The following is a 26711-nucleotide window of genomic DNA, read 5'->3' on the forward strand; positions in this document are numbered from 1 at the left end:
GGTTGTCGTCGGTCAAGCCGCGCGCAGCATCGTGCAGGGCGCATTGGCGGCGATCGGGTTCTTGCGCGCGTCGAACGAAAGCCCGCAGCCGGCGCCAGAAACGGCGATGACAGGCTGCGCCACCGGCACGAAGCCGTCATGGACGATGCTGAGATGCGTGCCGCCGGAGGCCGTGCGCGCAAGGGTGAAGGTGACGACGCTATCGAATGCCGGCAGATGGTCGGCGTCTTCGCCAGTTGGCCGCTCGCGCCAGGAGTAGCGCAGCAGCTTGCCGGGCTCTGCCTCGAGCACCTCGCAGTCGATCGGCGCGTCCGGTCCGGCAAAGGCGAAGCGCTTGCCGGTTTCCGGCTTCATGTCGTTCGGCATCATCCAGGCCGCGAGCAGTTCGGGCTCGGTGAGCGCCCGCCAGACTTTTTCCGGCGGAACGGGAAGCTCGCACTCGAAGCTGAGCGGCGCAGCGGCCGCCACCGGGTGTTTCTCAGCCGTCATTGGTCCATTTCCTTCAGAACCGTCTTCAACCTCTCGATGCGCTCCGGCCAGAAGGCGCGGTAGCGCTCGATCCAGCCAAGCAGCGGATCGAGGCCTTGCGGGTCGGCGCGGTAGTAGGCGTTGCGGCCGGCGCGACGCTCGACCACGAGGCCGGCGCCGCGCAGCACGGCAAGGTGCTGCGAGACGGCGGGCTGCGATACGCTCATGCCGGCGCGGAGCTCGGACACGCTCATCTCGCTTGCCGCGAGCCGTTCGTACACGATGCGGCGGGTAGGATCGGCAAGCGCTCGGAAAATCTCTGCTTCGATCATATGAAAAGCATAAGTCGATACTTATTGATTTGGCAAGCGCTGTTTTAGGGCGTCCAGCGTTTCACCGGCTCCGCGGCTCCGCCGAAGCTTGCCTCGAAGATCGGCGATGCGAGCACGGCATGGATGTGAAGCGTGCCGGAACCGACATTTCGAAAGCCATGTTTGCAGTGCGCGGGAATGATCAGCGACTGGCCGGCGGTGAGCACGGCGCGTCGGTCATCGATCCACATTTCGGCTTCGCCGGCAATCACCGTTAGCACTTCCTCGACCGTGTGCGCATGCGTCGGCGCGCCGGTAGCCGGTGCGACCCACTGCTCGAATATGCAAAGCTCGGCTGCACCGTTGGGGGCGGCGATCTGCATGCGGGTCTCCACCCCGGCTCGCCAAATCTCTCGCGGCAGATGCTCATGCGTAACGATGTTCATTCGGAAGTCTCCCCTTTTGTTTCCCCTACGGAACACTACCTCTTGGTGACATTCCTTGACAGAGGGTGCTGTCAGGCCTAGAACGAAAAGAGAACAAAAACCTTGTGGGAAAAGCCACCCTTTGCGGGCATGAGCAACCCGCAGGCTGTAAGGTGAGCGACTTGAAATTTGTTTCGGATGAGCGCGGAGAAGTATCATGGCGGGTAGCGTCAACAAGGTCATTCTGGTCGGCAACCTCGGCGCGGACCCTGAGATCCGCCGCCTGAATTCGGGCGATCCGGTCGTCAACATCCGCATCGCCACGTCGGAAAGCTGGCGCGACAAGAATTCCGGCGAGCGCAAGGAAAAGACCGAGTGGCACAATGTCGTCATCTTCAACGACCAGCTCGCCAAAGTGGCCGAGCAGTATTTGAAGAAGGGCATGAAGGTCTATGTCGAGGGCCAGCTGCAGACACGCAAATGGCAGGACCAGACCGGCAATGACCGCTACACGACCGAGGTCGTGCTGCAGAAGTTCCGCGGCGAGTTGCAGATGCTCGACGCGCGCGGCGAGGGTGGCGGCCAGGTCGGCAGCTATGCCGGCGGCGGCAACAGCCGCGGCTCCGATTTCGGCCAGTCCGGCCCGAACGAAGGTTTCAGCCGTGGCGGCGGTGGCGGCTCGCGGGGTGGTGGCGGCGGTTCGTCGCGCGAGCTGGACGACGAGATTCCGTTCTAAGCCGTTCGAGACGATCGGTTGAGGGAAAGGCGCGATGTCGCCAGGACCATTGCTGACGGCGCCTCCTCCCATTCCATGGCATGCGTTCGCCGCCCTCGCCGCATTGGCGATAGGCGGGACGCAGCTTGCGCTGCCGAAAGGCACGGCGCGCCACCGCGTGCTGGGCTATGTCTGGGCGGCGCTGATGCTGGTCATCGCCGTCTCGAGCTTCTGGATCCAGCAGATCCGCCTGATCGGGCCGTTCAGCCCGATCCATATCCTGTCCATCCTGGTGATTGTCACCGCGCCGCTGGCGGTATGGTATGCGCACACTCATAAGGTGGCCGCGCATCGCAGCGCCATGATAAAGCTCTATCTGTTCGCGCTGGTCGGCGCCGGCATCTTCACCCTGCTGCCCGGCCGCATCATGCACGCCGTCGTGTTCGGTCAGTAGGGCAGTATCGCAAGGAAGATCATCGTGAAAGCACGCGTCAAATGGGTCGAGGAACGCACCTTTGTCGGCGAGTCATGCAGCGGTCACAAGGTCGTGCTGGGCACGGCGCATGGCCCGGAGGGCCGGACGCCGGGGCCGAGCCCGATGGAGCTGGTGCTGATCGGCACCGGCGGCTGCTCGGCCTATGACGTCGTCCATATCCTGGAAAAGGGCCGCGAGGCGGTCGAGGACTGCGTGGTCGAGCTCGACGCCGACCGCGCCGAGACCGAGCCGCGCGTCTTCACCCGCATCCACATGCATTTCATCGTCAAGGGCCGATCCCTGTCGCGCGACAAGGTGAAACGCGCGATCGACCTGTCGATCGAGAAATACTGCTCGGCCACAGCCATGATGGCGAAGACCGCGACGGTCACGCATGATTTCGAGGTGGTCGATACGGCGGTGAAGTAGAACAGTGGGAGAGGCGTCCTAGTGCGTTTCACCGTTTCACGGAAACGGTGAAACGCCCTATCTCCTTGTTTTTACGCAATTCCGGACGGAAAACCGCTCACACTTTTCGTGGAATTGCTCTAGGCGGCCACAAGCGCCCTGACGCCATCGGCCACGAACTGCACGGCCAACGCCGCCAGGATCACGCCAAGCAGCCGGGTCAGGATCGAGCGGCCGGTCTGGCCGAGGATGCGGTCGATGCGCTCGGCGAGCACGAAGACCAGATAGGTGAGGACGAGGCAGATCGCGATGATGCCGACCAGCGCGGCTTGAGCGCCAAAACCCTCGAAATGTCCCGACAGCAGCACGGTCGCCGAAATCGCGCCGGGGCCGGCGATCAGCGGGATCGCCAGCGGAAAGGCGGCGATGTTGTGGATCATGTCCTTGGTGATGGCGACGTCGCCTATCTTCTCCTTGCGGTCCTGACGCCGCTCGAACACCATCTCGAAGGCGATGAAGAAGAGCAGGAAGCCGCCGGCGACGCGGAAGGCCGGCAGCGTGATGCCGAACACCGACAGGATCGAGGCGCCGGCGACGGCGAACAGCGCCATCACCAGGAAGCCGATCACCGAGGCGCGCACCGAGACCTGCTGGCGCTCCTCGCGGTTCATGCCTCGCGTCACGGCAAGGAAGAGCGGCGCCAACCCCGGCGGGTCGATGGTCACCAGGATGGTGACGAAGGCGTTGAACAGGCTGTCGAAGCTCGGCATCGCTGGTCCCCTCCCGCCGGGCGACGCCCTAGCTCTTCAATTGGTAGAGCAAAGCGGGAGCGGTGGGAACAGCCGGAAGGGGATTTCAGCCGGATAGAGCGGGATGCAGGTCAATAGAAAAGTCGGCATCCGCTCTATCTGTTTACTTAGCCACATTTCTGCGACGCCAAGTGATTCCACTTGGCTGCAGATGCTCAGTCCGCTTTGCCGCAATAGGCCTCGAGCCGGTAGCCGTCAGGGTCGATGACGAACACCGCATAGTAGTTGTCGCCATAGGCGGCGCGCAGGCCGGGCTGGCCGTTGTCCTTGCCGCCTTCGCGCAGCGCCGCCGCATGGAACGCATCGACGCTGGCGCGCGTGGGCGCCGCGAAGCAAAAATGCAGGCCGGAGTCTCTATCCGCCGGCACGGGTTTGCCGGCGTCATTGACCCAGTAGCGCGCCGCTTCCTTGCCATATCCCAGCGAGCCCGGCGATTGGCTGAGGCAGGTGTAGCCGAGAGGCTTGAGCGCTGCATCGTAGAAGCGCTTTGAGGCGTCGCTGTCTTGAACGCCGATCGAGATGTGGTCGAACATCGTTTTCTCCGTCGTTACAACAGGTTGGTTGATCAGGCTGGAGTCGCGCGGCGGGCCAGGAACTCTACCTCGGTGCGCCAGGTCGCGCCGCCGTCATGCGACCGTTCGCCCAGCCAGCGGAACGAACTTTCGGTGATGCGCGAGAAGCTCCAGCGCACCGAGGAACCGCTGCCGTCGGCGCCGATCTGGACGATCGTGTCGCCCTCGGCGCGGCCGAGCTGCCGGCTGTAATACTGGTTGCGGGGATCGCTCCAGAAGATGTGCCAGGCGTCCGCGCCGGGGTCGTAGACGCGCAGCGTCGTGCCGTAGAAGGTCCATGGCCCGAGCGATGGCGAGGGACCGGCATCGCGTGCGGGCAGGATCCACACGTCCTGGACCGCCTTGCCTTCCAGGACCCAGCCGAAATGCACCTCGCCACGTCCGGTCAGCTTGGTGCCGTCCTCCAAGGTGCGCGTGGCCTCGAACGTCCAGGCGCCGATGAAGCGGCCGTAAAGTTTCAATTTGTCGGCGAGGTCCGCATTGGGGCCGTCGCTGTGCAAGGCTTCGGCAAAGGGATCGGTCATGGTTGCTGCCTCGTTTGTCAGGAGAGGACAAGCAATAGGGGCATGGCGGGTTCTGCGCTTGGGAAAAATTGCTATCTTTCGGCGATGACGACGACCGCGAAAAACCTTGCCTCGGGATCTGGTTGGCAGGTGTCGGACGTAATCTGCACCGCCGGCGCCGGCGACAGGCCGTTCGAGGAACAGCACCGTATTTTCTGCGTCGCCGCGGTGACCAGCGGCACGTTCCGCTACCGCACGCGCCAGGGCTCAGCGATGCTGGCTCCCGGCGCCATCCTGCTCGGCAATCCCGGCACTTGCTATGAGTGCGGGCATGAGCACGGCACCGGCGATCGCTGCCTCTCCTTCCATTTTTCTTCCCCCTATATGGAGCGCCTGGTCGCGGATGTACCGGGCGCGAAGCGGCTTGGCTTCGCCGGTCCACGGCTGCCGCCCTTGGCGGCGCTGGCGCCATTGCTGGCGCAAGCGGAGGCAGCGCGGGAAACAGCCGACAGCGAGGCGTTCGAGGAATTTGGACTGCGCATTGCGGGCGCGGTGGTCGCGGCTGCGGCGGGTTCGTCCGAGATTGCCCGGACACCCAGCCGGCGCGACCAGAAACGCGTTGCCGAGGCGGTGCGCCTGATAGAGCTCAATGCCGAGCGGCCGCTGTCGCTCAGCGAACTCGCCGACGGCACGGCGACCAGCCCATATCATTTCCTGCGCACGTTCCGGCAGGTCGTCGGCATGACGCCCTACCAATTCCTGTTGAGGACCAGGCTGCACCACGCCGCGGTGCGGCTGCGCACGTCGGATGAGGCGATCTCGACAATCGCTTTCGACGCCGGCTTCAACGACCTGTCGACCTTCAACCGCCGGTTCAAGCGCGAGATGGGAGAGGCGCCCGGCATCTATCGCGCCAAACGGACGGGCGGATGCGGACGTCAGCCAAAGCCGTTCGACACCGCCGACCTTGACTGACAAGGGCGAAATGCGGCTCGGCCATATCGTCGCAATCAGCGGTATCCATTTGAAATTACCGTCGAAATTGTCTCTGGAAAAGTGCCGTCGCCATTGGAGTTTCGACCCGGCTTCCTATATAAGCAGCCAGTGATTCCCGACTGGATTGTGACCTGATTTGACCGACCAGAAGACACCGCGCGGGCCGGAGGGCGGCCCCACCGGCATAGAGCCGATTTCGATCATCGAGGAGATGCAGCGCTCCTATCTCGATTACGCCATGAGCGTGATCGTCAGCCGCGCGCTGCCCGACGTGCGCGACGGCCTGAAGCCGGTGCACCGCCGCATCCTCTATGCCTCGCACGAGAGCGGCTACCACTGGAACCGCAAATATGTGAAGTCGGCGCGCCCGGTCGCCGACGTGATGGGTAAATACCATCCGCATGGCGACGCCTCGATTTACGACGCGCTGGTACGCATGGCGCAGGACTGGTCGCTGCGCGTGCCGCTGATCGACGGTCAGGGCAATTTCGGCTCGATCGACGGCGATCCGCCGGCGGCGATGCGCTACACCGAGTCCCGACTGACCAAGGTCGCGCACGAATTGCTGGAAGACATCGACAAGGAAACCGTCGATTTCCAGGACACTTACGACGCTTCAGGCAGCGAACCGAAGGTGTTGCCGGCGCGCTTCCCGAACCTGCTCGTCAACGGCTCGGGCGGCATCGCCGTCGGCATGGCCACCAACATCCCGCCGCACAACCTGGCCGAGGTCTGCAACGGCGCCATCGCCATCATCGACAATCCGGCGATCGACCTGCCGTCGCTGATGGAAATCGTGCCCGGTCCGGATTTTCCGACCGGCGGCATCGTGCTTGGCCGTTCAGGCATCTACAACGCCTATTCGACGGGCCGCGGCTCGATCGTCATGCGCGGCCGCGTCAATATCGAGGCGCGCGGCAACGACCGTGAATCGATCATCATCACCGAGATTCCCTATCAGGTGAACAAGGCGGCGATGATCGAGAAGATGGCGGAGCTGGTTCGCGAGAAACGCATCGAGGGCATTTCCGACATCCGCGACGAGAGCGATCGCCAGGGTTACCGCGTCGTCGTCGAACTGAAGCGCGAGGCCGTTGCCGACGTCATCCTCAACCAGCTTTACCGCTTCACGCCGCTGCAGACCTCGTTCGGCGCCAACATGGTGGCGCTGAACGGCGGCAAGCCGGAAGTGCTGACGCTGATCGACATGCTGAAGGCCTTCGTCGGCTTCCGCGAGGAGGTGATCAGCCGGCGCACGAAGTACCTTTTGCGCAAGGCGCGCGAGAGAGCCCATGTGCTGGTCGGTCTTGCGATCGCGGTCGCTAACATCGACGAGGTGATCAAGCTGATCCGCACCGCGCCCGATCCGCAGACGGCCCGCGAGCAGTTGATGGAGCGGCGCTGGCCATCCCACGACGTCGCTCCGCTGATCCAGCTAATCGACGATCCGCGCCACCGCATCAACGAGGACGGCACCTACAATCTCTCGGAAGAGCAGGCCCGCGCCATCCTCGATCTGCGCCTGCAGCGCCTGACCGCGCTCGGCCGCGACGAGATCGCCGATGAATTGAACAAGATCGGCGCCGAAATCGTTGATTACCTTGATATTTTGTCTTCTCGTGCGCGCATCCAGCAGATCGTCAAGGACGAGCTGATCGCGGTGCGCGATGAGTTCGGCACACCGCGCCGCACCGAGCTCGCCGAAGGCGGGGCGGACATGGAAGACGAGGACCTGATCCAGCGCGAGGACATGGTCGTCACGGTCAGCCATTCCGGCTACATCAAGCGCGTGCCGCTCTCGCTCTACCGGGCGCAGCGCCGAGGCGGCAAGGGCCGCTCCGGCATGTCGACGAAGGAAGAGGATTTCGTCACCCGGCTGTTCGTCGCCAACACGCATACGCCGGTGCTGTTCTTCTCCTCGCGCGGCATCGTCTACAAGGAAAAGGTCTGGCGGCTGCCGGTTGGCAACCCGCAGTCGCGCGGCAAGGCGCTGATCAACATGCTGCCGCTGGAGCAGGGCGAGCGCATCACCACCATCATGCCGCTGCCCGAGGACGAGACGAGCTGGGGCGAGCTCGACGTGATGTTCGCCACCACGCGCGGCACGGTGCGCCGCAACAAGCTGTCCGACTTCGTCCAGGTCAACCGCAACGGCAAGATCGCCATGAAGCTGGAGGAAGAGGGCGATGAGATCCTCGGCGTCGAGACGTGCACCGACAATGACGACGTGCTGCTGACGGCGAATTCCGGCCAGTGCATCCGCTTTTCGGTCTCCGACGTGCGCGTCTTCCAGAGCCGCAATTCCGTCGGCGTGCGCGGCATCGCCATGGCCGAGACCGATCGCGTGATCTCGATGTCGGTGATCGAGCATGTCGACGCCTCGCCCGCGGAGCGTGCCGCCTATCTCAAGCGCGCTGCCGCCGAGCGCCGCCTTGCGGCCGGAACGGCCGGCGAGGAGGAGGAGATCGCGCTCACCAATGAGGAGATCGGCGAGGAGGCGGAACTTTCCGAGGAGCGCTACGACTTCCTCAAGATGCACGAGCAGCTCGTGCTGACGGTGACCGAATATGGCTACGGCAAGCGCTCGTCGTCCTATGATTTCCGCCTGACCGGCCGCGGCGGCAAGGGCATCCGCGCCACCGATGTCTCGAAAACGGCCGAGATTGGCCGGCTGGTGGCGACCTTCCCGGTCGGCAACGACGATCAGATCATGCTGGTTTCGGACGGCGGCACCGTCATCCGCGTGCCGGTCAACGGCATACGCTTCGCCAGCCGCGCCACCAAGGGCGTTACAATCTTCAACACGGCCGAAGGCGAGAAAGTGGTGTCGGTGGAGCGGATCTCGGAGCCGCAGTCGGACGAGGAAGCTGAAGATAGCTCAGCAGTCGAGACCGGGTCCGAAGGGCCGGGCCAGACCGATACCGAATAGCCTGGCTAGCGTCACCGGCCTTCGGGCCGGTGCGGTCGTTCTCGGGGTTAGAGCTGGGGTCAGAAGTGACGGTAGGGCTTGCGGCCAACGAAACCTTCGAGACGCTTGGTGTTGGCCTTGACGCGTACTCGCGCTGCTTCCTGATGCAACCCGAATGCGGTGGCGATCAGCATCACGATGGTCATTGCAGTGGCAAGCATGTAGATCAGCATTTGCGTGTTCTCCTGCGCTTACAACGATAAAGACGGTGCTTTGGTTTCATCTCCTGAAGCGGCAACCTAGTGAACGCTGCGTGAAGCGTTCGTGATTGTCGCATTCATCTGTCGTTCATGTCCGTGAAAAGGTTCACGGGCATTGCACATTCGGGCACATCAATGGGATTTGCCTTTGTTTGAGAGGCTCGCTAGAAGCCTGCCATGACTGAACGCACCGCCCTTTATGCCGGCTCCTTCGACCCGCTGACCAACGGACATCTCGATGTCTTGAAGGCTTCGCTTGCCGTGGCCGACACGGTCTACGCCGCGATCGGCGTCCACCCCGGCAAGACGCCGCTGTTTTCCTTCGAGGACCGTGTGAAGCTGATCGAGGCGGCGACCAAGGCCGAGTTCGGCCGTGACAGCGCCCGCATCAGGGTCGTCTCGTTCGATGGCCTCGTCATTGACGCCGCCAGGAAGCATGGCGCCTCGATCATCATCCGCGGCCTGCGCGACGGCACCGATCTCGACTACGAGATGCAGATGGCCGGCATGAACGAGACGATGGCGCCGGAACTGCAGACGGTTTTCCTGCCGGCCAGCCCTTCGGTGCGCACCATTACCGCCACACTTGTCCGCCAGATTGCGTCGATGGGCGGCGACATCCGCCCGTTCGTGCCGGCGGCCGTTGCCGGCGCGCTCGCCGCCAAATTTGCGAAATAACCTTTCGGAGAAGAGTTCATGCAGCTGAAGAAGCTCGCTACGTTCCTCGTCGTGCTTGCCGGCCTCGTGGCCGCATCCCTGCCTGCCGTCGCAGCCGACAAGGAAAACACCATGGTCATCACGCTGAAGGACGGCGACGTGACCGTCGCCCTGCGTCCAGACCTGGCGCCCAAGCATGTCGCGCAGATCAAGAAGCTGGTTCGCGACGGCGCCTACGACAATGTCGCTTTCCATCGCGTCATCAACGGCTTCATGGCGCAGACCGGCGACGTCAAGTTCGGCAACATGGAGAAGGGCTTCAACCCCGAGGCCGTCGGCACCGGCGGTTCCGACCTTCCGGACCTGCCGGCCGAGTTTTCGCAGAGCGAGCAATTCACCCGCGGCGTGGTCGGCATGGCCCGCTCGCAGGACCCGAATTCGGCCAATTCCCAGTTCTTCATCATGTTCGCGCCGGCGCCGAACCTTGACGGCCAGTACACCATTGTCGGCAAGGTTGTCAGCGGCATGGATCTTGTCGACAAGATCAAGAAGGGCGACGAGGCAGACAACGGCACCGTCACCGATCCCGACCGCATGATCAAGGTTCGCATCGCCGCCGACGGCAAGTAACTCCCTCAATTTTCAAAAGGATTTTCCGACATGGCTGAGATCAAAGACCGCGAGAACGCGCTCATCATGGAAACGACCAAGGGTCCGGTCGTCATCGAAATGTATCCCGACCTGGCGCCCGGCCATGTCGCCCGCATCAAGGAACTGGCGCGCGAAGGCGCCTATGACGGCGTGGTGTTCCACCGCGTCATCGACGGCTTCATGGCGCAGACCGGCGACGTCAAGTTCGGCAATTCGAGCAAGCCGACCTTCGCGCCGTCTCGCGCCGGCATGGGCGGTTCCGACAAGCCGGACCTGAAGGCCGAATTCTCGAACGCCAACCATGGCCGCGGCACCTGCTCGATGGCCCGCGCCCAGAATCCGAATTCGGCCAACTCGCAGTTCTTCATCTGCTTCGACGACGCGGCGTTCCTCAACCGCCAGTACACGGTTTGGGGCCAGGTCATCGAAGGCATGGAGAATGTCGACAAGATCAAGCGCGGCGAGCCGGTGCAGGATCCCGACAAGATAGTGTCGCTGAAGGTCGCGACCGACGTCAAGTAAGGCACAATGACGATCATGGGCGCGGTCTGGTCCCTGCTTGGCATCCTGTCCGGCGCCTTCATCGCCATCCAGGCGCCGATCAACTCGCAACTGGCGCGCGGCCTCGGCCTTCCCGTCGCGGCCGCCGCCTTTTCGTTCCTTTCGGGCGCCATCGTGCTCGGCATCATCGCGGTCGCCGTGGTCAGGCTGCAGGGCATCTCGCTCGACTGGAAGGCGCCGGCGCCCTGGCTGTTCATCGCAGGCGGCATGCTCGGCGGCTTCTATGTCACGCTTTCCACCATCCTCACGCCGCGCATCGGCGCAGCCGCGCTGATGGCGTTCCTGGTCGCCGGCCAGCTGATCGCCGGCATGCTCATCGACCGCGCCGGCTTCCTCGGTGTCGCGGTGCGCGAGATCTCGCTTGGCCGCGTCGCCGGGGCCGTGTTGCTGCTCGCCGGAGCGCTGCTTATCCGGCTCTACTGATGCGCGTCGACCTGTTCGACTTCGATCTGCCGGAGGAGTGCATTGCGCTGCGCCCGGCCGAGCCGCGCGACAGCGCCAGGATGCTGGTCGTCAGGCCCGGCCAGGGCCTCGATGATCGAATGGTGCGCGATCTGCCGTCGCTGCTCAGGGAAGGCGACGTGCTGGTGTTCAACGACACCAAGGTCATCCCGGCGCAGCTGAAAGGCATCCGCAGGCGCGGCGAAGCGATGGCGCAGGTCGAGGCCACATTGCATATGCGGGTGACGCCGGACCGTTGGAAGGCGTTCATGCGGCCGGGCAAGCGCATTGCGGTCGGCGACCGCATCCATTTCGGCCATGACCAGAATTCCTGCTTCCTCGGCCGGCTCGATGCGACGGTGATCGAGAAAGGCGAGGCGGGCGAGGTGCTGCTCGGTTTCGACCTCTCCGGTCCCTTCCTCGACGAGGCAATGCGCGCCGTCGGTCATACTCCGCTGCCGCCCTACATCGCCTCAAAACGTGACGATGACGAGCGCGACCGCAGCGACTACCAGACCATCTATGCCAGGGAAGAGGGCGCCGTCGCGGCACCGACCGCCGGATTGCATTTCACGCCGGAGCTGTTTGCAGCCCTCGACGCCAAGGGTGTCGAGCGCCGCTTCGTCACGCTGCATGTCGGCGCCGGCACATTTCTACCGGTGAAAGCCGACGATACCGCCGACCACAAGATGCATGCCGAGACCGGCTCGGTGAGCCGCGAAACGGCAGACGTGCTCAATGCAGCAAGGGACCGGGGAGGGCGGATCGTCGCCGTCGGCACGACGTCGCTGCGCCTCCTCGAGAGCGCTGCGCTGGAAGACGGCAGGATCGAGGCCTGGTCGGGACCGACCGACATCTTCATCACGCCAGGCTACCGTTTCCGGACAGCCGACATCTTGATGACCAATTTCCACCTGCCGCGCTCGACGCTTTTCATGCTGGTCTCGGCCTTCAGCGGGCTGGAGACGATGCGTTCGGCCTATGCGCATGCCATCGAGAGCCGCTACAGGTTCTACTCCTACGGCGACTCCAGCCTGCTTTTTCGAGCGGAGACGAGCGATGGACGATGATCTGGAAGGATTGGACCGCGATGCGCTGATCGCGGAAGTGAGGAAGCTGCGCGCCGGCATCCGCGCGCACCGCGATGCGAGCGGCCACGACCTCTGCTGGCATCACCCCGACCTCTGGGACCTGCTGCCGGAGAAGACCGAGCCGGCGATCGCCGTGCCGCCCTGGCCGAAATTCATGCGCGGCTGCATCCGCTACCGGCAGTCGCTCGACCGGCAGGCACCGGGGGCACCGGTGCACGATAAGGAATTCGATGGCTGAGACTTTCTCCTTCAAGCTGCTTGCCACCGACGGCAACGCGCGGCGCGGCCTGGTTTCGATGCCGCGCGGCGAGATCCGCACGCCGGCCTTCATGCCGGTCGGCACCGGCGGCACGGTCAAGGCCATGTATATGGACCAGGTGCGCGGCGTCGGCGCCGACATCATCCTCGGCAACACCTATCATCTGATGCTGCGGCCTGGGGCCGAGCGCGTGGCAAAGCTCGGCGGCCTGCATGAGTTCGCGCGCTGGCCGCATCCGATCCTGACGGACAGCGGCGGCTTCCAGGTGATGTCGCTGTCGAAGCTCAGGAAGCTGACGGAGAAGGGCGTCACCTTCCGCTCGCATATCGACGGCGCACCTTACGAGATGTCGCCGGAGCGGTCGATCGAGATCCAGGGGCTGCTCGATTCAGACATCCAGATGCAGCTCGACGAATGCACCGCGCTGCCTGCCAAGCCGACGGAGATCGAGCGCGCCATGGAACTGTCGCTGCGCTGGGCCGAACGCTGCAAGACCGCATTCGGCGACCAGCCGGGCAAGGCGATGTTCGGCATCGTCCAGGGCGGCGACAGCGCGGTGATGCGCGTGCGCTCGGCGCAGGCGCTGAAGGCGATGGATCTCAAGGGCTACGCCGTCGGCGGGCTGGCGGTGGGCGAGCCTCAGGCGGTCATGCTGGAGATGCTGGACATAACCGGCCCGGAACTGCCGGCCGACAGGCCGCGCTATCTGATGGGCGTCGGCACGCCGGACGACATCTTGAAGTCGGTGGCGCGCGGCATCGATATGTTCGACTGCGTGATGCCGACGCGCGCCGGCCGCCATGGGCTTGCCTACACGCGCCGCGGTAAGATCAATCTGCGCAACGCCCGCCATGCCGACGATCCGCGTCCGCTGGATGAGGAAAGCGATTGCCCGGCCGCGCGCGACTATTCGCGCGCCTATCTGCATCATCTCGTGCGCTCACAGGAATCGCTCGGCGCGATGCTGCTCACCTGGAACAACCTGTCCTATTATCAGAAGCTGATGCAGGACATCCGCGCCGCGATCGAAGCGCAGGCCTTCGAAACGCGCGCTGCCGAGATTTCGGAAGGCTGGGCGAGGGGCGATATTCCGGCCATCTAGTCGTGTGTCTCCGGCGATTGACGGATGGGCAAGCCCGGGCGCAGATTTGCGGTCGAGGGATCACCCATGGCCGTGACATACGACTTTGCCGGCAAGACGGCGATCGTGACCGGTGGCTCCAGAGGCATCGGCAAGGCCGTTGCAACGCAGTTGGCACGGTCAGGTGCCGACGTCTGGACCTGGGACGCCGATCCATTGCCGGCGCGCGGTATCCGTAGCCAGACGGTCGACGTAACCAAAGCTGGCGATATAAGGGAAGCGCTGGCCGAGATCGCTGCCGAAACGGGCCGGGTCGACATCCTCGTCAACAACGCGGGCTATCTCGGTCCTTATCGCGGGTTCGAGGCCTTTGATCCGGCCGAGTGGCAGCGCATTATCGCTGTCAATCTCATCGGGACATTCGAGGTAGCGCATCAGGTCCTGCCTATCATGCGCAAGGCCGGCAGGGGCCGCATCGTCAACATGGGGTCGCTTGCGGGCAAGGAGGGCTTGCCGAACCTTGCGGCCTACTCGGCGGCAAGCGCAGGCATCATTGCGTTCACCAAGGCCCTGTCGCGCGAGGTCTGCGACGCCGATATCCACGTAAATTGCGTCGCGCCGGGTCCGATCGACACGGATCTTATCCGGCGTCTGGGAAACGAAGTCGTCAGCGACATGATCGGCGCCAGCCCGCTGAAGCGACTTGGAGCGGTGGAGGAGGTCGCCGCACTGGTGCTCTGGCTCTGTTCCGATGCCGCCAGTTTCAACACCGGCGCGGTATTCGACATGTCGGGCGGCCGCGCGCGGTATTGATACCGTTCTGCTCACGTGCTGACTGAGGTCGAGGCGCGCAGGCTGCAGCCGGTGATCTTGAAGCTGCCGTCCGGCTGCTGCTCCAGCGTGTAGACCGCCTCATAGTCCTTGCCGTCGGGGCCGACGATCAGCACCTGCTGGATGATAGAGGTTGGACCGGTCTGTTCAACCTTGCCGAAGGCATAGCTCTGCGGCCTGCGAACCGGCGCATAGCCGTTGGTCACCATGTTCATGAAGGTGTCGACCGTCGGGAAGATCCGCTTCACGTTCGGCGCCGCGAAGCTGTAGGCGGTAGCGCCGTCATCGGCGAGGAAAGCTTTGAGCTGGCTGTCGATGACCGTCTGCGCCGCTTTGATCTCGGCGTCGCCGGCGAAGGCCATCGAAGCGATGAGCAGTGGAATGAGAGCGAATGCGAACAATAAGCGGCGCACGGCCTGTCTCCCGGAATTCGCTTTGCTGACGCTATCTAACATACGCGCGCCGCCGCGCCGCGGTTTCATCGCTGCCGGAAGATTCTTGGCGCCATCGATGGCCAGACCGATGCTCTGCCAGGGAGCACTCCCATGCTCGTTGGCGGCGGCAGCCTGTACCGGCGCGGTACGTCGGTCGGGAATTGCGGCAAGCGGTCGCCAAGGCGGGTGCAGCCTGATGCTTGAAAGCCCGTCGCCAGTCTGCCACAAGGGCCGCTTATTCGCGTAGAAGCTCACAGGATCGGCAATGAAGGCATTTTTCGTGCAGATAAAGTGCGACCTGGGCAAAGCCTATGAGGTCGCCAGCGCGCTCGCCGATGCCGAGATCGCCTCCGAGATCTACTCGACCGCCGGCAATTACGACCTGCTCGCAAAGTTCTATGTCGATGACGAGGAAGACATCGGCCACTTCATCAACGAGCGGGTGCAGGTTCTGCCGGGAATCAAGGACACCTTCACCATCGTCACCTTCCGGGCGTTCTGACCGCCCCGGCAATGCCCCGCCGTGAGGCAGAGCCTGACCGGGCATCGCCGCCGCTGCCCTAATCTTAGGCAATTTGCATCGAGCGGCTGCCGCCGCCTCTCAAATCGCCGATTACGCTTGCATTTCTCCGGCGAGGCCAGTGAAATGGCTTCAGAGGGGAGTACGCGATTGGCAGCGTTCGACGAAATGCTTCCGGAAGTTTCCGGATTGAGAAGACCATACCAGGCTTACGATCGCTGGCTGAAGGAACAGGACCCGGCCAGGCTCACCGAGAAAATGCAGGACGCCGAGCGCGTCTTCCGCAAGACCGGCATCACATTTGCCGTCTATGGCGAGCAGGAAGCCTCGGAGCGGCTGATCCCCTTCGATATCGTCCCCCGCATCATTTCCGGCCAGGAATGGCGCCGGCTGACGCAGGGCATCGAGCAGCGGGTGCAGGCGCTGAACGCCTTCCTCGACGACATCTACCACCGCCAGGAGATCCTGCGCGCCGGACGCGTTCCCAGGGAATTGGTGGCGAAGAACGAGGCATTCCTGCCCGAGATGATCGGTGTGAAGCCGCCGGCCGGCGTCTACACCCATATCATCGGCGTCGACATCGTGCGCATCAGCGAGAACGAATTCTACGTGCTCGAGGACAATGCCCGCACGCCGTCCGGCGTCTCATACATGCTGGAGAACCGGGAGACGATGATGCAGCTTTTCCCGGAGCTGTTCCAGCAGATCAAGGTGCGGCCGGTCGAGAACTATCCGCAGCTGCTGCGCCAGTCGCTGGCGGCTGTGCGGCCGCAGGGTGCCAAGGGAGCGCCGACCATCGCCGTGCTGACGCCGGGCAGCTACAATTCCGCCTATTTCGAGCACGCCTTCCTCGCCGACCAGATGGGCGTGCAGCTGGTCGAGGGGCAGGATCTGCGTGTCGTCGACGGCCACGTCACGATGCGCACCACCGAAGGCTACAAGCAGATCGACGTGCTCTACCGGCGCGTCGACGACGCCTTCCTCGATCCGCTGACCTTCCGGCCGGATTCGGCGCTCGGCGTGCCTGGCATCATGGACGTCTATCGCGCCGGCAACATCACCATCGCCAATGCGCCGGGAACCGGCATCGCCGACGACAAGGCGATCTATTCCTATATGCCCGAGATCGTCGAGTTCTACACCGGCCGCAAGGCGATCCTGGGCAACATCCCGACCTGGCGCTGCTCGGAACCGGACAGCCTGAAATATGTGCTGGAGCACATAAGCGAGCTCGTCATCAAGGAAGTGCACGGCTCCGGCGGCTACGGCATGCTGGTCGGCCCGGCGGCGACCAAGAAGGAATGCCAGGAATTCGCCAAGAAGCTGCAGGCGAAGCCGGCAAACTATATCGCCCAACCGACGCTCGCGCTGTCGACCTGCCCGATCCTGACCGAGAAGGGCCTGTCGCCGCGCCATGTCGACCTTCGGCCTTACGTCCTGGTTTCCGACCGTATCCAGATCGTGCCGGGCGGCCTGACCCGCGTCGCGCTCAAACAAGGGTCGCTGGTGGTCAACTCCTCGCAGGGCGGGGGGACGAAGGATACGTGGGTGTTGGATGATTAGAGCGGTGAATGGTGAATGGTAAAATGGTGAATGGTCGGATGCTTGATTGCAAGGGGATGGCAATGACGAAGTGTTGCTCGGGTCCATTCACCATTCACCATTCACTATTCACCACGCGCTAGGCTACGCAAATGCTTCTCGGCCGCACCGCCAACGGTCTCTACTGGATGAACCGCTATATCGAGCGGGCCGAAAACATGGCGCGCCTGGTGGATGCCGGCCTGCGCATGGCGCTGACGCGCACCCAGAACGCGTCGGAGGAATGGAACTCGGTGCTGCTCAGCGCCGGCTCCGATCATGCGTTCTCGCAGAAATATCAGGATTACACCGTCGCCAACGTGTCGGACTTCCTGTTGCGTGACACCTCGAACCCGTCGAGCACGATGTCGTCGATCGAGACGGCGCGCAACAATGCGCGCATGGTGCGCACCGCGCTGACGCGCGAGACCTGGGAGAGCATCAACGAGGCCTGGATGTCGCTGAAGCGCATGCTGGCGAGGCCGATCGACGAGCGCGACCTGCCGACGGTGCTCGATGCCATCAAGCGCGAGACGGCGCTGATCCGCGGCTCGTTCTATGGCACCATGCTGCGCAACGAGATCTTCGACTTCTCGCAACTCGGCACCTATGTCGAGCGCGCCGACAACACCGCCCGCATCCTCGACGTGAAATACTATGTGCTGTTGCCGTCGATCTCCTGGGTGGGCTCGACGCTCGACAATTACCAGTGGGAATCGATCCTGCGCTCCGTGTCGGCGCACCGCTCCTACCGCTGGGTCTATGAAGCCGACTATAAGCCGACCAACATCGCCGACTATCTGATCCTCAATGTCCGCATGCCGCGCTCGCTCACCTTCTGCTACCGGTTCCTTGGCGAGCACCTGAAATTCCTCGCCGACGACTATGGCGAGCGCCATGCCTGTCACGCCACGGCCGAGAAGATCCAGGCGATGCTGAAGAAGGGGTCGATCAAGGACATTTTCGACCACGGCCTGCATGAGTTCCTGGCTGAATTCATTCGTGACAACACCAGGCTGGGCGACGAGATCGCCCTGGACTACCGGTTCTACTGAGCGCTGGAGAGACAAGCGCCATGCGGCTCAAGATCACCCACCGGACCGAGTATCGCTACGACGCGCCGATGCAGTATCTCTTGCAGCGGCTGCGCCTGCTGCCGGTCAGCGGACCGACACAGGCCGTTGCATCCTGGGCGATCAAGATCGACGGCGCGCGCGAGGAAGTGCGCTTCACCGATCATTTCGGCAACGACACGCGGCTGGTGAGCGCCGAAGGCGGCCACCACACCATCATAGTCGAGGCGACGGGCGAGGTGACGACGCGCGACACGGCCGGTGTATCCGGCCCGCATCATGGTTTTGCGCCGCTCTGGCTGTTCGGCCAGCAGACGCCGTTGACGACCGCCGGCGACGGCATTCGCGAATTGGCGGGCGCGGCGGGCGAGGGGAGCGATATCGAGCGCCTGCACAGGCTGATGGCCACGATCCGCGAGCGCGTCGACTACAAGCCTGGCACGACCAGCGTCGTCACGGCGGCGGAGGAGGCCCTGGCGCTGAAGAGCGGCGTCTGCCAGGATCACAGCCATATCTTCGCCGCCGCGGCGCGGGCCATGGGTTTTCCCGCACGCTATATCAGCGGCTATCTGATGATGGACGCTTCGGTCGAGCAGGCGGCGAGCCACGCCTGGGCGGAAGCGCATGTTCCGGGGCTGGGCTGGGTTGCCTTCGACCCCGCAAACGGAATTTCTCCCGACGAACGTTACGTGAGGGTGGCGACGGGACGCGACTATCGCGATGCCTCGCCGGTGTCGGGAATACTGCTGGGGCAAGCGGAAGAGAAGCTTGCCGTCACCGTCACGGTGGAGCAGTAATTTCCGCCGGGATTCGCTGCTAAAAAAGAATCATGACCTATTGCGTCGGCCTCAAGATCGATCACGGGCTCGTGTTCATGTCGGACACGCGCACCAATGCCGGCATGGATTCGATCTCGACCTTCAAGAAGATGCATGTCTGGGAACAGCCCGGCGAGCGCGTCATCGTGCTGATGTCGGCGGGAAACCTTGCCACGACCCAGGCCGTGGTCAGCCTGCTCGACGAACGAACCAAGGCAGTCGGCGACCGGCACGAGAAGCTGCTCGAAACACCATCCATGTATCAGGCGGTTCGGCTGGTCGGCGACACGGTGAAGGAAGTGATCGCCTATTCGTCGCCGGCCGGTGACAAGGCCGATTCCTATTTCAACGCCTCCTTCATCCTCGGCGGCCAGATCAAGGGCAGTCCGCCCAGGCTGTTCATGATCTATCCGGAAGGCAATTTCATCGAGTCGACCGACGACACGCCGTTCTTCCAGATCGGCGAGACGAAATACGGCAAGCCGATCATCATACGCGCCTATGATCGGGCGATGAGCCTGGCCGAAACGGTGAAGCTGCTCCTGGTCTCATTCGACTCGACGCTGAAGTCGAACCTGTCGGTCGGCCTGCCGCTCGACCTGCTCTACCTGGAGAAGGACGCTTTCAAGGTCGGGCTGAAGAAGCGGATCGGTCACGATGATCCCTATTACCGCACCATCTCCGACGGCTGGTCGAACGCGCTGAAGGCGGCCTTCGCCAGCCTGCCGGACTTTCCGGGATAGGGCGCACCGTCCTGCAGCCGTTGCCCTACTGTATTTAACATGTTAATCAAAAATAGAGAATGGCCGGTCGACCAGTGTCCGCGCGGCCGCCGGGGAGGATGCATGGATAGCAAGGAATTCCGCGACTGGTCGAGGCGCGCCGCCGATTGGGGCGTGGACTACCGGGAGAGCCTGCGCGATCGGCCGGTGCGGCCGGCGATCGCGCCGGGGGAGATTTTCAGGAGCATCAAGGTTTCGCCGCCCGAAACGGCGGAGCCGATGGAAAAGATTTTCGCCGATTTCGAAGAAAAGATCGTGCCCGGCATGACGCATTGGCAGCATCCGCGCTTCTTCGCCTATTTCCCGGCCAACGCGGCGCCGGTTTCGGTCGTGGCCGAATATCTGGTCTCGGCCATGGCCGCGCAATGCATGCTTTGGCAGACCTCGCCGGCCGCAACCGAGCTCGAGACGCGCATCGTCGACTGGATGCGCCAGGCGCTCGGCCTGCACGACGGGTTCTCCGGCGTCATCCAGGATTCGGCTTCGTCGGCGACGCTTGCCGCGGTGCTCACCATGCGCGAGCGGGCGCTCGACTGGCAGGGCAACAAAAAGGGGCTCGCCGGGCAGGCGAAGCTGCGGGTCTATTCCTCCGACCAGGTCCACACCTCGATCGACCGCGCCATCTGGGTCTCCGGCATCGGCGAGGAGAACCTCGTCCGCATCCCGGTTAGCGGACGCTTCCGTGCCATGGACTCTGCGGCGCTCGAGGCGGCGATCGTCGCCGATCGCGAAGCCGGTCTGCTGCCGGCGGGCATCATCGCCTGTGTCGGCGGCACCAGCACGGGCGGCACCGACGACATCGCCGCTGTCGTGGCGGTGGCGAGGCGGCACGGCCTCTATCTCCACGTCGATGCAGCCTGGGCCGGATCGGCGATGATCTGTCCGGAATACCGGCCTTTCTGGGCGGGCGTCGAAGGCGCCGATTCGATCGTTTTCAATCCGCACAAATGGCTTGGCGCGCAATTCGACTGCTCGATCCAGCTCGTCCGCCAGCCGGAAGACCTCGTGCGCACGCTGGCGATCAAGCCGGACTATCTCAAGACCCGCGGCCATGACGGCATCATCAACTATTCGGAATGGTCGGTGCCGCTCGGCCGCCGGTTCCGGGCGCTCAAGCTCTGGTTCCTGCTGCGCGCGCATGGGCTGGAAGGCCTGCGAAAGATGATCCGAAACCATGTCGCCTGGAGCGAAGGTCTTGCCGATCGTCTGGCCAGGGAAGACGACTTCGAGGTCGTCACCGAGCCGATGCTGTCGCTGTTCTCGTTCGGGCATCGCGCCCCGCAGGGCGCCGATCCGGACGAGCACAATCTGCGGCTGGTCGATGCGATCAACACCGACGGCCGCATCTACCTGACGCAGACCCGCGTCGACGGACGGGTGGCGATCCGCTTCCAGGCGGGGCAGTTCGAAGCGACGGCTGCCGATGTCGACATGGCTTTCGATGTCGTCACCGAGATCGCCCGACAGTCTGCATAGGGTATCAGCCGGCTGCGGATCGGTTTGCCTTTGCAGTCCGATGGATTTCGTTAGCCGGCTTATGCCTTTTCATCGCTTTCGTTTTCCGATATAGGCAGGAAAAACGAAAACGGGAGGACCGCCGATGTTTCTTTCGCCGCGCCATGCAGAGATCATCGAAATGGCGAAGGATCACGGCCGGGTGCTGGTCGACGACCTGGCGACGCATTTCAGCGTGACGCCGCAGACCATCCGCAAGGATCTCAACGACCTCTGCGACCAGCGGTTGCTGACGCGCGTCCATGGCGGGGCGCTGTTTCCCTCCGGCATCGAGAACATGGAATACGAGGCGCGGCGCAAGATCGCCGCCGAGGAGAAGGAGGCGATCGGCCGCGCCGCGGCCAGGCTGATCCCCGACAACGCCTCGCTGTTCATCAATATCGGCACCACGACCGAAGCTGTCTCGAAGGCGCTGCTCGACCATAACGGACTTATGGTCATCACCAATAACATCAATGTTGCCAATAGGATGCGCATATATCCCTCGATCGAGGTGGTGATCGCTGGCGGCGTGGTGCGCGGTTCCGACGGCGGCGTCGTCGGCGAGGCCGCCGTCGATTTCATCCGCCAGTTCAAGGTCGATTACGCCGTCATCGGCGCCTCGGCCATCGACCATGACGGCGCGCTGCTCGACTTCGATTTCCGCGAGGTCAAGGTGGCGCAGGCCATCATCGCCAATGCGCGTCACGTGATCCTGGTCTCCGACCAGACCAAATTCGAGCGAACGGCGCCGGTTCGCATCGGTCATCTGTCGCAGGTCAACACCTTCATCACCGACCGTTGCGACATCCCTTCGGTGCGCAGGATCTGCGAGGAGTCGGAGGTTCGTTTGATCGAGACGGCGCTCGGATAACCTCGCTTCCGAGGCCGTTTCACACATCTGTGATATTTCGTTTGACATTCGTTCTTAGTTCGAAATAATTCAATCACGGTTTCGCGAAACACAAAAATGGTGCAATGCGAAATCGTGGAGGAAACCTGTGAACGCATCCCCGATCCATGACATTTTCGTCATAGGTGGCGGCATCAACGGCTGCGGTATCGCCCGCGACGCCGTTGGCCGTGGATTTTCGGTATACCTCGCCGAGATGAACGATCTCGCCAGCGGAACCTCCTCCGGGTCGACCAAGCTGATCCATGGCGGATTGCGCTATCTTGAGTTCTACGAATTCCGCCTGGTGCGCGAAGCCCTGATGGAGCGCGAGGTTCTGTGGAAGAACGCGCCGCACATCATCTGGCCGATGCGCTTCGTGCTGCCCTATGCCAAGGGCCTGCGTCCGGCCTGGCTGATCCGGCTCGGCCTGTTCCTTTACGACCATATCGGCGGGCGCAAGCTGCTGCCGGCGACGAAGACGCTGGACATGGCCACCGATCCGGCCGGCAAGCCGCTGAAGCCATTGTTCCGCAAGGCCTTCGAATATTCGGACGGCTGGGTCAACGATGCCCGCCTTGTGGCGCTCAACGCCCGCGACGCCGCCGACCGCGGCGCCGTCATCCGCACCCGCACCAAGGTGATCAGCGCGCGCCGCGAGAGCGCGCTGTGGACGATCAAGATCCAGAATGTGTTGACCGGCGAAATCGAGGAGGTCCGCGCCCGCCTTCTGGTCAATGCGGCAGGGCCTTGGGTCGATCAGGTGCTGGCAAAAACGGTCGGCCAGAACGACGTGCACAATGTCCGCCTGGTGCAGGGCAGCCACATCGTCATCGCCAGGAAGTTCGACGACCCGCGCGCCTACTTCTTCCAGAACAAGGATGGGCGCATCATCTTCGCCATTCCTTACGAGGAAGAGTTCACGCTGATCGGCACCACCGACCGCGATTTTCCGGGCGATCCGCACGACGTGAAGATCAGCGATGCCGAGATCGACTATCTTTGCGCCGCGGCGAGCGAATATTTCGCTCAAGCCGTCAAGCGTTCGGACATCGTCTGGACCTATTCCGCGGTGCGCCCGCTCTATGACGACGGCGCTTCGAAGGCTCAGGAAGCGACGCGCGACTATGTGCTGAAGGCCGATGGCGGGGAAAGCGCGGCCCCTTTGATCAACGCCTTCGGCGGCAAGATCACGACGTTCCGCCGGCTGGCGGAATCGATGCTGGAGAAGATCGAAGGCTTTCTCGGCAAGCGCGGCAAGCCATGGACCGCCAACGCGCCGCTGCCCGGCGGCGATTTTCCGGCGACAGGGTTCGATGCGCAGGTGTCGAAACTCAAGAACGCCTATCCGTTCCTCGACCAGCGGCTGGCGCGCAGGCTCATCCGGCTTTACGGCACGCGCGCGGAGAGGCTACTTGGGCTGGCCAGGTCGAATGCCGATCTCGGCCGCAATTTCGGCGCCGACCTCTACGAGGCCGAAGTGCGCTATCTGGTCGAGAACGAGTGGGCGCTGACTGCCGAGGACGTGCTGTGGCGCAGGACCAAGCGCGGCCTGCATTTCAGCCGTGAGCAGACAGCTGCCTTGGAAGAATTCATGCGTGGCCGGCGCCACGTCGCGGCGGCCGAATGAAGGCCGCCCGGTAGTGAGCCGGGCTCGGGAGGAGGCGTGATGCTGGAACTGAGGAACGTGACGAAGACGGTCGGCGCGCAGGAGCACATCCGCGACGTGTCGCTGACGCTTCAGCACGGCTCGCTGAACGTCCTGCTGGGGCCGACGCTGTCCGGCAAGACCAGCCTGATGCGGCTGATGGCCGGACTCGATGCGCCAACCTCCGGCTCGGTCTGGTTCGACGGCAAGGACGTCACCGGACAGCCGGTGCAGAAGCGCAACGTCGCCATGGTCTACCAGCAGTTCATCAACTACCCGGCGATGACCGTCTACGAGAACATCGCATCGCCGCTTCGGGTCGCCGGCGTCGAGCAGGCCAAGATCGACAAGGAGGTGCGAAACGCCGCGGCACTTCTCAAGCTCACGCCCTACCTCGACCGCACGCCGCTCAGCCTGTCGGGCGGCCAGCAGCAGCGCACGGCGCTCGCCCGCGCCATCGTCAAGAACGCCAGCCTGGTGCTGCTCGACGAGCCTTTAGCCAATCTCGACTACAAGCTGCGCGAGGAATTGCGCGCCGAGCTGCCGAAGATCTTTGCCGCCGCCGGCACCATCTTCGTCTACGCCACTACCGAACCGCATGAGGCGCTGCTGCTTGGCGGCAACACGGCGACCCTCTCGGACGGCCGCGTCACCCAGTTCGGGCCGACCATCGAGGTGTTCCGCAAACCCATCGATCTGGTGACGGCCAGGACCTTCGCGGACCCGCCGCTCAACACCATCGTGCTCGCCAAGAAGGGATCGGATTTCCTGCTCGAAGGCGGTGTCAAACTGCCGGTCCCGCCGGAACTGCTCGGCAGTCCGGATGCCAGCTACACGATCGGCTTCCAGCCGCATCATTTGTCGCTCGAGCGACCCAATGCCAGCGCCGTGCCGGTGCGGGCCAAGGTCACCATCACCGAGATCACCGGCTCGGAAAGCTTCGTGCATCTCGACTTCGCCGATGCGCGCTGGGTGATGCTCGCGCACGGCGTCCTCGATTTCGAGACCGACGACGAGGTCGAGGTGTTCATCGACCCGCGCCACATCATGGTGTTCGACCAGAACGGCCGCGCCGTGACGGCGTCGAAGCTGGCGGCTTGAGGAGGAAGCGATGGCGCGCATCGACGTCAACCATATCCGTCACTCCTATCTGCCCAATCCGAAGAAGGATTCGGATTTCGCGCTGAAGGAAGTGCACCACACTTTCGAGGACGGCGGCGCCTATGCGCTGCTCGGGCCGTCGGGCTGCGGCAAGACCACCTTGCTGAACATCATCTCGGGGCTGCTCCATCCCTCGCACGGCCAGCTTCTGTTCAACGGCCGGGACGTGACCAATCTGTCGACGCAGGAGCGCAACATCGCCCAGGTGTTCCAGTTCCCGGTCATTTACGACACCATGACCGTCTACGACAATCTGGCCTTCCCGCTGCGCAATCGCCGCGTGCCGGAAGCCGATGTCGATCGCAAGGTGCGCGAGACGCTCGACATGATCGATCTCGCCTCGATGGCGAACCGGAAGGCGAGGAGGCTGACCGCGGACCAGAAGCAGAAGATCTCGCTCGGCCGCGGCCTCGTCCGCTCGGACGTCAACGCCATCCTGTTCGACGAGCCGCTTACCGTCATCGACCCGCATATGAAATGGGTGCTGCGCTCGCAGCTCAAGCAACTGCACCGCCGCTTTGGCTACACCATGGTCTATGTCACGCACGACCAGACCGAGGCGCTGACTTTCGCGGACCGCGTCGTCGTCATGTACGACGGCGAGATCGTGCAGATCGGCACGCCGGCCGAGCTGTTCGAGCGGCCGCGCCACACCTTCGTCGGCTATTTCATCGGCTCGCCCGGCATGAACGTCATGCCGGTGGCGATCGACGGCAGGACGGCGATGCTCGGCGCACAGCGCATCGAGCTGCCGGGCGTGCCCAAGGCCGAAGCCGGCGCCGTCGAGCTCGGCATCCGTCCCGAATATGTGCGGCTCGGTCGCGAGGGCATGGCGGTGTCCGTCAGCAAGGTCGAGGATGTCGGGCGCCACAAGGTGGTCCGCGCCAATCTCGAGGGCAGGGAGATCGCCGCCGTCATCGGCGAGGACGATGAGGTGCCGGCCGAACCCAGGATCCGCTTCGACCCGGCGGGCATCAACATCTATGCCGATTCATGGCGCGTCGAGATGGGGGCATAGATGGAAAAGACCTGGAACAACAGGGCCTGGTTCCTTGTCCTGCCGGTGCTGCTGCTGGTGGCGTTCTCGGCGGTCATTCCGCTGATGACCGTCGTCAACTATTCGGTGCAGGACACGTTCGGCAACAACGTCTTCTTCTGGGCCGGCACCGAATGGTTCGAGGAGCTGCTCGCCTCCGACCGCTTCTGGGAAGCGATGGTGCGCAACCTGATCTTCTCTTTCATCATCCTGGCGATCGAAGTGCCGCTCGGCATCTTCATCGCGCTCAACATGCCTAAGAAGGGCTGGGGCGTACCGGTCTGCCTGGTGCTGATGGCGCTGCCGCTGCTGATCCCGTGGAACGTCGTCGGCACGATCTGGCAGGTCTTCGGCCGCAACGACATCGGCCTGCTCGGCTACTACGTCAACGCGCTCGGCATCGACTACAACTACGTCCAGGATCCGTTCGACGCCTGGGTCACCGTCATCATCATGGACGTCTGGCACTGGACGAGCCTTGTCGTGCTGCTTTGCTATGCCGGCCTGGTTTCGATCCCGGACGCCTTCTACCAGGCGGCCAAGATCGACGGCGCCTCGCGCTGGGCGGTGTTCCGCTACATCCAGTTGCCGAAGATGCAGCGCGTGCTGCTGATCGCCGTGCTGCTGCGGTTCATGGATAGCTTCATGATCTATACCGAGCCCTTCGTCGTCACCGGCGGCGGTCCCGGCAATTCGACCACCTTCCTGTCGATCGACCTCGTCAAGACGGCACTTGGCCAGTTCGACCTCGGTCCGGCGGCCGCCATGTCGCTGGTCTACTTCCTGATCATTCTGCTGTTGTCATGGGTGTTCTACACCGTGATGACCAACTACGACGCGGAGCGCTGAC

Annotated in this window: 32 protein-coding genes; 24 read left to right on the forward strand and 8 right to left on the reverse strand. The window is 63.5% G+C overall.

Annotated features, from left to right (window positions below; genetic code table 11):
* Window positions 1-12: 12 nt before the first annotated feature.
* From EN874_RS02630 to EN874_RS02640, 3 genes are read right to left on the reverse strand one after another with little or no spacing between them, the layout of a single operon-like run.
* Window positions 13-489, reverse strand: a complete 477-nt coding sequence (locus EN874_RS02630) for an SRPBCC domain-containing protein (RefSeq protein ID WP_127423942.1) — start codon at window positions 487-489, stop codon at window positions 13-15.
* Entirely contained in the window at window positions 486-800 is a 315-nt protein-coding gene (locus EN874_RS02635) for a metalloregulator ArsR/SmtB family transcription factor (protein ID WP_127423943.1), read from the reverse strand. The genes EN874_RS02630 and EN874_RS02635 overlap by 4 nt, the downstream gene beginning before the upstream one ends.
* Window positions 801-844: 44 nt before the next feature.
* Complete coding sequence (locus EN874_RS02640) at window positions 845-1225, reverse strand: cupin domain-containing protein (RefSeq protein ID WP_245513418.1); 381 nt, start codon at window positions 1223-1225, stop codon at window positions 845-847.
* Between the two features lie 196 nt (window positions 1226-1421).
* On the opposite strand from EN874_RS02640, the gene EN874_RS02645 reads away from it, so the two are divergent.
* Genes EN874_RS02645 through EN874_RS02655 form a run of 3 tightly spaced genes read left to right on the forward strand, consistent with a single transcriptional unit; the run spans window position 1422 to window position 2823 of the window.
* Window positions 1422-1940: a single-stranded DNA-binding protein gene (locus EN874_RS02645; RefSeq protein WP_067319755.1), complete on the forward strand. Its 519-nt coding sequence runs from the start codon at window positions 1422-1424 to the stop codon at window positions 1938-1940.
* Window positions 1941-1974: 34 nt separating this feature from the next.
* Entirely contained in the window at window positions 1975-2373 is a 399-nt protein-coding gene (locus EN874_RS02650) for a DUF2306 domain-containing protein (RefSeq protein ID WP_127423944.1), read from the forward strand.
* A gap of 24 nt (window positions 2374-2397) precedes the next feature.
* The gene (locus EN874_RS02655; RefSeq protein ID WP_127423945.1) at window positions 2398-2823 is read left to right on the forward strand and encodes an OsmC family protein; all 426 of its coding nucleotides are present in this window, start codon (window positions 2398-2400) and stop codon (window positions 2821-2823) included.
* A gap of 119 nt (window positions 2824-2942) precedes the next feature.
* Here the strand turns inward: EN874_RS02655 and EN874_RS02660 are convergent, their stop codons facing one another.
* From EN874_RS02660 to EN874_RS02670, 3 genes are all read right to left on the reverse strand, one after another.
* A complete protein-coding gene (locus EN874_RS02660; protein ID WP_127423946.1) occupies window positions 2943-3572 on the reverse strand; it encodes a MarC family protein in 630 nt (209 codons plus the stop codon).
* A gap of 194 nt (window positions 3573-3766) precedes the next feature.
* Window positions 3767-4144 carry a VOC family protein gene (locus tag EN874_RS02665; protein WP_127423947.1) on the reverse strand — a complete coding sequence of 126 codons (378 nt, stop codon included), beginning with the start codon at window positions 4142-4144 and terminating at the stop codon, window positions 3767-3769.
* Window positions 4145-4176: 32 nt separating this feature from the next.
* A complete protein-coding gene (locus EN874_RS02670) occupies window positions 4177-4707 on the reverse strand; it encodes a hypothetical protein (RefSeq protein ID WP_127423948.1) in 531 nt (176 codons plus the stop codon).
* Between the two features lie 84 nt (window positions 4708-4791).
* Between EN874_RS02670 and EN874_RS02675 the strand changes: the two genes are divergently transcribed.
* Window positions 4792-5661, forward strand: a complete 870-nt coding sequence (locus EN874_RS02675) for an AraC family transcriptional regulator (protein WP_127424506.1) — start codon at window positions 4792-4794, stop codon at window positions 5659-5661.
* 157 nt (window positions 5662-5818) lie between these two features.
* The gene (gene gyrA / locus EN874_RS02680; RefSeq protein WP_127423949.1) at window positions 5819-8611 is read left to right on the forward strand and encodes a DNA gyrase subunit A; all 2793 of its coding nucleotides are present in this window, start codon (window positions 5819-5821) and stop codon (window positions 8609-8611) included.
* Window positions 8612-8670: 59 nt separating this feature from the next.
* Here gyrA and EN874_RS02685 read toward each other — a convergent pair whose 3' ends face one another.
* A complete protein-coding gene (locus EN874_RS02685; protein WP_126089101.1) occupies window positions 8671-8823 on the reverse strand; it encodes a hypothetical protein in 153 nt (50 codons plus the stop codon).
* A gap of 204 nt (window positions 8824-9027) precedes the next feature.
* On the opposite strand from EN874_RS02685, the gene coaD reads away from it, so the two are divergent.
* The 8 genes from coaD (at window position 9028) to EN874_RS02725 (ending at window position 14404) form a co-directional block, all read left to right on the forward strand.
* Window positions 9028-9528 (forward strand): pantetheine-phosphate adenylyltransferase, encoded by a 501-nt coding sequence (gene coaD / locus EN874_RS02690; protein ID WP_127423950.1) that lies wholly within the window; start codon window positions 9028-9030, stop codon window positions 9526-9528.
* Between the two features lie 18 nt (window positions 9529-9546).
* Window positions 9547-10137, forward strand: a complete 591-nt coding sequence (locus tag EN874_RS02695; protein ID WP_126089103.1) for a peptidylprolyl isomerase — start codon at window positions 9547-9549, stop codon at window positions 10135-10137.
* Window positions 10138-10167: 30 nt separating this feature from the next.
* Window positions 10168-10680, forward strand: coding sequence for a peptidylprolyl isomerase (locus EN874_RS02700; protein ID WP_126089104.1), 513 nt, complete (start codon window positions 10168-10170; stop codon window positions 10678-10680).
* A gap of 12 nt (window positions 10681-10692) precedes the next feature.
* Window positions 10693-11142 carry a DMT family transporter gene (locus EN874_RS02705; RefSeq protein WP_126089829.1) on the forward strand — a complete coding sequence of 150 codons (450 nt, stop codon included), beginning with the start codon at window positions 10693-10695 and terminating at the stop codon, window positions 11140-11142.
* The gene (gene queA, locus EN874_RS02710) at window positions 11142-12230 is read left to right on the forward strand and encodes a tRNA preQ1(34) S-adenosylmethionine ribosyltransferase-isomerase QueA (RefSeq protein WP_127423951.1); all 1089 of its coding nucleotides are present in this window, start codon (window positions 11142-11144) and stop codon (window positions 12228-12230) included. Before EN874_RS02705 ends, queA begins: the two co-directional genes overlap by 1 nt.
* The gene (locus EN874_RS02715; protein ID WP_127423952.1) at window positions 12220-12489 is read left to right on the forward strand and encodes a hypothetical protein; all 270 of its coding nucleotides are present in this window, start codon (window positions 12220-12222) and stop codon (window positions 12487-12489) included. Before queA ends, EN874_RS02715 begins: the two co-directional genes overlap by 11 nt.
* Entirely contained in the window at window positions 12482-13612 is a 1131-nt protein-coding gene (gene tgt / locus EN874_RS02720; protein WP_127423953.1) for a tRNA guanosine(34) transglycosylase Tgt, read from the forward strand. The genes EN874_RS02715 and tgt overlap by 8 nt, the downstream gene beginning before the upstream one ends.
* Window positions 13613-13678: 66 nt before the next feature.
* Window positions 13679-14404, forward strand: a complete 726-nt coding sequence (locus tag EN874_RS02725) for an SDR family NAD(P)-dependent oxidoreductase (protein ID WP_127423954.1) — start codon at window positions 13679-13681, stop codon at window positions 14402-14404.
* 11 nt (window positions 14405-14415) lie between these two features.
* Here the strand turns inward: EN874_RS02725 and EN874_RS02730 are convergent, their stop codons facing one another.
* The gene (locus EN874_RS02730) at window positions 14416-14835 is read right to left on the reverse strand and encodes a DUF4864 domain-containing protein (protein WP_126089108.1); all 420 of its coding nucleotides are present in this window, start codon (window positions 14833-14835) and stop codon (window positions 14416-14418) included.
* 286 nt (window positions 14836-15121) lie between these two features.
* Here EN874_RS02730 and EN874_RS02735 point away from each other — a divergent pair, with 286 nt between their 5' ends.
* The 11 genes from EN874_RS02735 to EN874_RS02785 all read left to right on the forward strand — a co-directional run bounded on the left by EN874_RS02735 (window position 15122) and on the right by EN874_RS02785 (window position 26710).
* Window positions 15122-15358, forward strand: coding sequence for an Lrp/AsnC ligand binding domain-containing protein (locus EN874_RS02735; RefSeq protein ID WP_126089109.1), 237 nt, complete (start codon window positions 15122-15124; stop codon window positions 15356-15358).
* Between the two features lie 168 nt (window positions 15359-15526).
* Window positions 15527-16939 carry a circularly permuted type 2 ATP-grasp protein gene (locus tag EN874_RS02740; RefSeq protein ID WP_168247342.1) on the forward strand — a complete coding sequence of 471 codons (1413 nt, stop codon included), beginning with the start codon at window positions 15527-15529 and terminating at the stop codon, window positions 16937-16939.
* 131 nt (window positions 16940-17070) lie between these two features.
* The gene (locus EN874_RS02745) at window positions 17071-18012 is read left to right on the forward strand and encodes an alpha-E domain-containing protein (protein WP_126089111.1); all 942 of its coding nucleotides are present in this window, start codon (window positions 17071-17073) and stop codon (window positions 18010-18012) included.
* A gap of 20 nt (window positions 18013-18032) precedes the next feature.
* Window positions 18033-18827: a transglutaminase family protein gene (locus tag EN874_RS02750; RefSeq protein ID WP_127423956.1), complete on the forward strand. Its 795-nt coding sequence runs from the start codon at window positions 18033-18035 to the stop codon at window positions 18825-18827.
* Window positions 18828-18859: 32 nt separating this feature from the next.
* The gene (locus EN874_RS02755) at window positions 18860-19591 is read left to right on the forward strand and encodes a peptidase (protein WP_127423957.1); all 732 of its coding nucleotides are present in this window, start codon (window positions 18860-18862) and stop codon (window positions 19589-19591) included.
* A 102-nt stretch (window positions 19592-19693) separates the two neighbouring features.
* Window positions 19694-21106 (forward strand): aspartate aminotransferase family protein, encoded by a 1413-nt coding sequence (locus EN874_RS02760; protein ID WP_127423958.1) that lies wholly within the window; start codon window positions 19694-19696, stop codon window positions 21104-21106.
* Window positions 21107-21230: 124 nt separating this feature from the next.
* The gene (locus tag EN874_RS02765; protein ID WP_126089115.1) at window positions 21231-21998 is read left to right on the forward strand and encodes a DeoR/GlpR family DNA-binding transcription regulator; all 768 of its coding nucleotides are present in this window, start codon (window positions 21231-21233) and stop codon (window positions 21996-21998) included.
* 127 nt (window positions 21999-22125) lie between these two features.
* Window positions 22126-23646: a glycerol-3-phosphate dehydrogenase gene (gene glpD / locus EN874_RS02770; protein WP_127423959.1), complete on the forward strand. Its 1521-nt coding sequence runs from the start codon at window positions 22126-22128 to the stop codon at window positions 23644-23646.
* A gap of 39 nt (window positions 23647-23685) precedes the next feature.
* Entirely contained in the window at window positions 23686-24765 is a 1080-nt protein-coding gene (locus EN874_RS02775) for an ABC transporter ATP-binding protein (protein ID WP_127423960.1), read from the forward strand.
* 10 nt (window positions 24766-24775) lie between these two features.
* Window positions 24776-25843 (forward strand): ABC transporter ATP-binding protein, encoded by a 1068-nt coding sequence (locus tag EN874_RS02780; RefSeq protein WP_126089118.1) that lies wholly within the window; start codon window positions 24776-24778, stop codon window positions 25841-25843.
* The gene (locus EN874_RS02785) at window positions 25844-26710 is read left to right on the forward strand and encodes a sugar ABC transporter permease (protein WP_126089119.1); all 867 of its coding nucleotides are present in this window, start codon (window positions 25844-25846) and stop codon (window positions 26708-26710) included.
* Window position 26711: the final 1 nt, after the last annotated feature.

Source organism: Mesorhizobium sp. M1D.F.Ca.ET.231.01.1.1, from assembly GCF_003999155.2.
Lineage (GTDB): Bacteria > Pseudomonadota > Alphaproteobacteria > Rhizobiales > Rhizobiaceae > Mesorhizobium.